Origin of the sequence: Vibrio hepatarius (genome assembly GCF_018860525.1) — a bacterium.
Taxonomy (GTDB): Bacteria; Pseudomonadota; Gammaproteobacteria; order Enterobacterales; family Vibrionaceae; genus Vibrio; species Vibrio hepatarius_B.
In genome coordinates this window covers 20820-27842 of the sequence record NZ_JAHKPM010000068.1, presented here as the reverse complement: position 1 = coordinate 27842, position 7023 = coordinate 20820, and the positions used below count along the sequence as shown (strand labels likewise).

The following is a 7023-nucleotide window of genomic DNA, read 5'->3' as shown; positions in this document are numbered from 1 at the left end:
TAAGCGGAGAAGAGCCCCTAAAGTTATCCGTGTTTTGCTAATTTAAATGTTTACTCTAAGAAGATTTTGTCCATTTCTTGCTCGCGAGACTTAATCCAACCCATTATTTGATATATTTTTTATTAAATGTGATCCACGATATGACTTTAATTCTAAATATTAAAATTTTTATTATAAGTTATTAATACTTCAATATAATATCTGTTTTTAATCAGGAGTAAAGACTGTGGGTGTTCTCTCGTATTGCAAAATTGACGATATGGTTATCAGTCGTAATATGCAAAACTATTTAAATGAAATTGAATCAAAGGTCGCACTTGGTAACTTGTTGGCTACGTCGGTCGCAGCATCACAATTTATACAAATTTTTTCAGGTCGTATGAGTGCGGGGAAAAGATTGAATACAATATATGAGCACGACTGGGAAAAATTCGGTCAAGCCATGGCAGGTACTCACGTGGCAGGGCGAACGCATGAACGTTATTTGCTCAATTAGAGTGCAAATCTTGAGCAAGGAGTGAGTAGCATTTGAACGCCGTAACCTCTTTTATCGAACCGTTGAAAAGAAAGCTACTCTATTAGCTCAAATATTAAACACACGTGCGGTCGCCCTGACTCACGTGGTAACTAAAGAGCTAGTTAATCGTATTGCTGATAGAGCGAGGTTAACCTCAAACGGTAAAGAACTAAAATTTTGGAAATGTGTATATGATGCGACTCGCTACTAGTTTATTTTTGCTGTCTTCGAGCGCGATTGCCAACGTGCAAACTTCCTACGATGAGCTAAACGATAAGTTTGCCGAGTGTTCAGTCATTCAACCAATAAATGGTGATATGCGCGATGAGTGGCTAATAAAGCAATCTGAACCTGTCATTAAGACAATGCTTTTAACATTGAAACATCGCGCTTTTCAGCGGTGCATAGAAAAGGCTGACAAAGAGCATTTGTACCAATCTTTCCTTGTATATATCAACACGGGCAATCGAGAGCCGTTAGATTTGTATCTTGCATTGAGGGAAAATGATCTTTTAAGCAGTCAAAAACAGTATATAGACTCAGAATTTTTAGAAAATGCCGACAGGCTAACCAAGTTGAGTTCATTTTCAGAAAATTTTGACACCTTACAAGCATTCGAAATATTTAAGAAACAAATCAAAAAATAGCCGCTTATTCTAGCGGTTTTCTTTAGACATAGCGTATTTGGCCAGTGGGATCATCAATACTTGAAATAATCAATTGATTGCTAATTTAGCAAAATCATTAGCAAATTTGTGCTACTACACAATCTACATTGGCATTTTAGCTACCGAGGTTTAGGATGCTCACAAAGCTATATTGTATCAGCAACTGGTTCAGTTACTTTTTGGTCGAGGCCAACTCACCACTCGAAGCAATTGCAAAAAAATATTCTCGCGAATATCGCTATCTTGATAATGAGTTTGTGGGCACTCTCAGAGTGTCATTTCTATGAAGAAAACAAGCTAAATTTGGTATTGGAAAAATACTGTATAACGGCACCCATAAAATCTATGGTTAATCTAAGTATCTGATCTTTTATAATCAACTCGTTTTTTTAGGCTTCAGAAACGGTGAAACCCCGATGTTGGTAGCATCGGGGTTTCGAATTTTAGAATTCTCGGATGGTAAGGCCGGTATTCTTTATGCAAAAGGTTGGATTTAATCCAACGAATTCCTTGGTAGGGAATTAGATACGGATGAAGTCCATATGCTCAACTTTTGGCTTGAAAGCGTGACGTTGAACGTCTTGTGGCTTAACTTTAACTTCAGCGCCGTCGATCACAAGAACAACACCTTCGTAGAACTCAGGCTTATCCATTTGGTTAACGATCTCGTCGTGGTTAAGAACGATAGATACAGGTGCAGCTTCACCACCGTATACGATAGCAGGGAATTGACCAACGTGACGTAGGCGGCGGCTCGCACCTTTACCTAGTTCAGTACGTACTACTGCTTCAAATTTCATAGTATTTACTCTCAAAATTAATAATGAACTTCACACCCAGCAATGCGACCTCGCCGTGATGTGGTATATCGCCAAAGGAGAAATTGGTAGTAACTCCCCAGCGAGCGCGGATACTATCATTCTATTGATTTTCAGGCAATAGAAAAGCTCACTATGGCGTAATATAGGCTGGTGTTTTCGACTCTATATAAGAAAGTTTGAGCATTTATTGTTGTGCTATGTATTAGCGGTTGTTGGGTAAAGAATGATATTAGTTCAAAAGTGAAACCCAGCATGAATTGTCATCGTTTTGATTTTGAATAAGCAATTAAATTCTTTTGTTATTTCACACTAAACACTACATCATAGATATATAATGTCTAGTTAGTGTTTGAAAAGAAATATGAGTAAGAAGCAAAACGCTATGATTGTTTCAGATGAACGGATCCATATGCTGGATTCGCTTTTCAGCACTATAGATACTGACATGGCAATATCGATGTCCTTTGTACGACGTGCACAAAAGACGTCGCTAGTTGAACTTGGGGAGAAGATTAGTGGCCTCAACACTTCAACTCTAAGACGCTATATGCAGCAGAGCTACCCTTGTATGCGGCCAATCCATGTGGTGGCGGCTATGTCTTGGGTCTTGATGGTACCGATGACAAGCTTTTATTATGCTTTGAAAGTAAGAGAGCACTATAGAGGAATGGATGATAAAGCGATTGAAGCGCTATATTGTGTTGGTCGTCTGCCTGAAGAGCAGTTTTATCTTTACCTCAAAATGGTTAGTAATTTAATGGGTAGTGAAGCAAGAGCACATTTTGATGTTTTCCAAGCTGAGCTTCTATCTGAAACAACACCGTCATCTTGTTATGATGACTTGCTTCCACCTAAAGTACTTGATATCAACTCATTTGCTATCGATTATTATCGTTCTATAGCCATTACTTTGAGGCGATTTCGGCAAGACAACAATATCCCTATTGATGTGATTGCCCGTGTTCTTGGTTTGACGGAACACCAATATGTGGTACTTGAAGATACGAATAAAATCAGAGATTTTTCTGTAGCTATTGGGTTTAGAGTAAAAGTAGGCTTCGAGCTATATTCACACGTCAATTTTACCTCAGAAATGCAACTATTCCCTCAGTTTCACCAACTACGCCAGCATCAGCACATCCGAGATTCATTAATTGTTGAGTCTTTTCGTCTTCTGAATACTAAGTCTAAAAGTTGTGCCTCGGATCTGTTGTCTGTTTTATCAAAAGTGTATATCAAAAATGAGACATAAGGCTGGGCAGTGAACATAATCAACCTAAAATACGCATTCACTCAGGTTGATTATGTTTATTAAAAAAATCAGAATACTAGTGAACTGTTTAGTTAAAGCTTTCTAAATTTTTTAGTAGTGTTTGCTGTGTTTCAGCTTGTGCTAACATGATCGCTGCTACTTTTTTAGGGTGTTGTAAGTGCACCAGATGATCCGCATTTTTTATTACCACTAAGTGGCTGTGTTTGAGTTGGTTTGAAAAGTTTTGTGCTGTTTGCATTGTCACATAAGGGTCAAATTCACCCACACAGACTGTACAGGGTACAGTGATGCTATGGATGTTACTTGGTGTATGAACGAGTAAACGCACTGAGTTTTCAAAGAACATATCGATTCTGTCCTGGGACATTGATGCAATGATAATCTATATTAAGTTGTGCTCAGTTCATCGGTACTAATTAATCGGATTATCCAGCTAATCTGTTTCGTAATGTTATAAAAATAAGAGGCTAAACTTGTATATCGAATGAAAAAAAATATATATTATGAACAAGATGTAAACTCATTGAATATTCTATTTGAATCTGTACCAATCTCGTCTTTTAGAAATATGGTGATGGAGCTACCTAATAAATTATCTGTAGACTTTAAACCATATGTCGTTTTCTATGTTTTTCTAAAACATAATCCTCAGTTGTACCCCTTTAAGGATAAAGAGCTAACGAGGTTATGGAAATTATTTATAATAAATGCAAAAAAAATAGAAGACCTTATGGAAAATAATATATATGGAGATAATTTTCACTCATTACTTAAATTTAGTTCTGGCCCTACTTTTTTCAATGCTTATGTTATCGACGATTGTGGAGATTTTATGGTATTGAATAAGAGTTTTTTATCAGAAGAAAAGGTTGCCCTTGTCGAAAATAAAGTCAGTAAAACTGTAAAAGATTTTTCCTTTCACTATTCAGCGCTAGTTAATTATCTTAATAATAAATTTTATAATATAAAATGGCAATGACCTGATAGACTTGTATCCCAAGAGAAATTATTTACGAAAATATGGTTACGAGTGCTAAGTTGATTTATTCTGTGGATACAGAAAACCACGGGTTTACCCGTGGATGAATGCTTTATCCAAAATTACCATCGCGAAGCGGAATAATTTTGGTCAACGCTTTAGCGTTGTAGCAGTAAGTACCACGGGCATGCCCGTGGGTATCTACTAATGTATGTTATATTTAGTGACTGTCGAAAATAGTTTAACTAATACTTGTTAATATATTGCAATTTGGAATAGATACCTATCATTCCTTAAGCAAGAATTTAAATAATAGAGCTGAGCTCTATAAAGTACAGACTTCGGCCCCGCATTGATTAGCTGTTTGGTTTGTTTCTCTCGATAATGGTTATGGATATTGCGAGAAACAGAATATCTTTCACTAGAAAAAAATTAGTTATCAACACACCGTCAGATAATTTCCAAGTGTTGGGTGTGGTGATTAAAAAACTCAAAGTTGTGATAAAAATGGCAGCTGCCGCTATGCCAGAATAAAAGGCAACTTTCTGATGTTTAATACCCACGATAAGCCCAATGGCGACAATGATTTCTGCTGTACCGATGATATTGGATACTGCTTGAACAGAAAAAAGGTCATACAACCAATTCATAGCGAAATGATTTTCGACTAGGGGTAGAATAAGTTTGGCTTCGGTTGGTGTGAATTTATAAATACCAATCCAAATTAGTACCAAGGAAACACCGAAAACGCCAATAAGGTAGCCAATGTTGTCTTTTCTTGTATTGTTTTCTACTGCATGCATGAAGTCATCTTCCTCTTAGTTAGTATAAAGAAGAAGACCCTAGAGATTATGAAAAAATTTCAAAGAGAACAATTACCTAACAAAAGTTTAGAGTACTATTTCGCGTTTTTTGTTCTGCTAGTTCATACTGTCTCTAATTTCCAAGTTGAAATAATGTATTCCAAGTTATCTTAACGAACTCGCTTATATGCTTATCTGCTCCATTACCACTGATCTTGTCTTCAAGAGGGTGTTCACCCACAACATCGGAGACAAACATCCCCGGTACGATTGTAATAGGATGAATGCTATCATTAACAGCTCTGAATATATGCGCGGTTTCGACATCGACAGAGCCTACACGGGCAACTTGCTGTTGTAATAGCCACTGCTTTGTTTCTACAAGAGGTGAGTCCACCGTTGTATTAGTACAAGATGCAGTATTTATATGTGAAAAATCACTTGGAATTAGGCTATTGCTGCTATTGAGATTTACATTGGAATTTTTGTAAGATGAATGATTTAGGTGGATATAGTCTCCCATTTGCGCGTCGCCTGTAATCCTTCCACCAGCTCCGCACATTATTATTTTTGTAAAACCTGAATCAGCAAACGTTTTTACTGCATCATAAGAAAGCTCACCATTGGGCATCCTTAAAGCTGCTACAGCTATGGATTTACCTTGTTTATTTAGCTTCGCAGAATCGAAAATAAAGGGGCCTATTTTATGGTTGATTGGGTTAAGTTTTTTATATCCTTCTCCCTCATTATCTCCAGATAGTTCGAATATTTGATTCGCGATAGATTCCATCACTTTCCATCGAGCGCCGACATAGAGAATCTTATTGTCAGCTTGAATTTGATCTAATTGGGATTTTAATTTTGCCAGCGATGAGGTTTTTAAGTCATCTATGTTGCCAATTGAGGTAAGTTTTTTAGCCACATCGACACCGGCAAAATGGAACTGAAGAATTTGGTGCTCAAGTCTTGTATGAGAACCAATTCCGGAGACTATAATCTTGTCTTCATTTGTTTGGTGATTTTTTACAAAATAGAAACGAGTTGATGTAGGAGAAGATATTTTGTAACACTTATCAAATCCTGTGTTTTTATAGTGAGCGGCAATGTCTTGATCACTTGAATTAAAAAGAAAAAACTCGGCACCAGACTTATTGATCAGATCAACCAATCCTGATGGGAGTCTGTTAGCAAGATAAGCGCTCACATTCATTGTATGATCTATCGAGTTGTCCGGTAAGTTTATGGCTGTGCCTTTAAGCACGGGTTTGGCCTCCAAATACTCTCCAATATTTGATGCAATAGATGTGGGTATTTCTCGTAAAGTTAACTGGCCCAAGCTATGCATTTTACCCGAGCCTATTCTTTTCTGGTCACTAACAGAGATATACCTTGAAGGGGCTTGAGAAGTGGTGAGTGACCGTACTATCTGGGAGCATTGATTATTCTCATATGGGTCCTTCCCTGCAAAACCAGCCCTTATTGCATGCATCCGATCTCCGGATTGTCGAATTTCTATCTTTAATAATGTTGGCATATGGTGCTTTTTAAAGTGATTCTGTTTATCGAGAGGGAGGTTACGGATACGTTTTATATTCAAATGAGAAGCTGTATTTGGTGTGTGTTGTTGTGCGAGTAATGCAGAACAAGAGCCTGTAGTTGATAACTTCATTATAATTTGTGGTTTTGTGGTAGGTGTAATGCTATCACCTAGAATTATGGTGTTATGAGATAAATGCCTTATAAATGAGATATGAGATTGAATACATCTTTAGGTGTTAATTTTATTTTTGCTGTGAAACTTTGAGGTGTTTGTATTCGTTGGAGGTAAGTGTGGATGGAAGCACGATGAATATCGTTCTTTAAATTTGCAAATTCAAAAAGCCCTTTTGCATAATTTGATTAGTGTATAGATTCTAATAGTTATGTTTGTGGCGTTTATTTATACAAATTTACAATTTAGCT

General features: G+C 36.9%; 8 protein-coding genes. 4 read left to right on the top strand and 4 right to left on the bottom strand.

All coding sequences use genetic code 11. The features are described from left to right. Positions 1-226: 226 nt before the first annotated feature. Positions 227-496: a hypothetical protein gene (locus KO511_RS20800; protein WP_215989303.1), complete on the top strand. Its 270-nt coding sequence runs from the start codon at positions 227-229 to the stop codon at positions 494-496. Between the two features lie 212 nt (positions 497-708). Next, the gene (locus KO511_RS20795; protein ID WP_215989302.1) at positions 709-1164 is read left to right on the top strand and encodes a hypothetical protein; all 456 of its coding nucleotides are present in this window, start codon (positions 709-711) and stop codon (positions 1162-1164) included. A 542-nt stretch (positions 1165-1706) separates the two neighbouring features. Here KO511_RS20795 and rplY read toward each other — a convergent pair. Then, entirely contained in the window at positions 1707-1985 is a 279-nt protein-coding gene (gene rplY / locus KO511_RS20790; RefSeq protein ID WP_171362399.1) for a 50S ribosomal protein L25, read from the bottom strand. Positions 1986-2367: 382 nt separating this feature from the next. On the opposite strand from rplY, the gene KO511_RS20785 reads away from it, so the two are divergent. Then, positions 2368-3258 (top strand): hypothetical protein, encoded by an 891-nt coding sequence (locus KO511_RS20785; protein ID WP_215989301.1) that lies wholly within the window; start codon positions 2368-2370, stop codon positions 3256-3258. 88 nt (positions 3259-3346) lie between these two features. Here KO511_RS20785 and KO511_RS20780 read toward each other — a convergent pair whose 3' ends face one another. Then, positions 3347-3625: an alpha/beta fold hydrolase gene (locus KO511_RS20780; protein WP_252724492.1), complete on the bottom strand. Its 279-nt coding sequence runs from the start codon at positions 3623-3625 to the stop codon at positions 3347-3349. Between the two features lie 138 nt (positions 3626-3763). Here KO511_RS20780 and KO511_RS20775 point away from each other — a divergent pair, with 138 nt between their 5' ends. Continuing rightward, positions 3764-4258: a hypothetical protein gene (locus KO511_RS20775; RefSeq protein WP_215989300.1), complete on the top strand. Its 495-nt coding sequence runs from the start codon at positions 3764-3766 to the stop codon at positions 4256-4258. A gap of 356 nt (positions 4259-4614) precedes the next feature. On the opposite strand, the gene KO511_RS20770 is transcribed toward KO511_RS20775, so the two are convergent. Together KO511_RS20770 and KO511_RS20765 are read right to left on the bottom strand one after the other, a co-directional pair. After that, on the bottom strand, positions 4615-5061 hold the full coding sequence (locus KO511_RS20770) for a DUF417 family protein (RefSeq protein ID WP_215989299.1): 447 nt from the start codon (positions 5059-5061) through the stop codon (positions 4615-4617). A gap of 133 nt (positions 5062-5194) precedes the next feature. Further along, a complete protein-coding gene (locus KO511_RS20765) occupies positions 5195-6730 on the bottom strand; it encodes a hypothetical protein (RefSeq protein WP_215989298.1) in 1536 nt (511 codons plus the stop codon). Positions 6731-7023 lie beyond the last annotated feature (293 nt).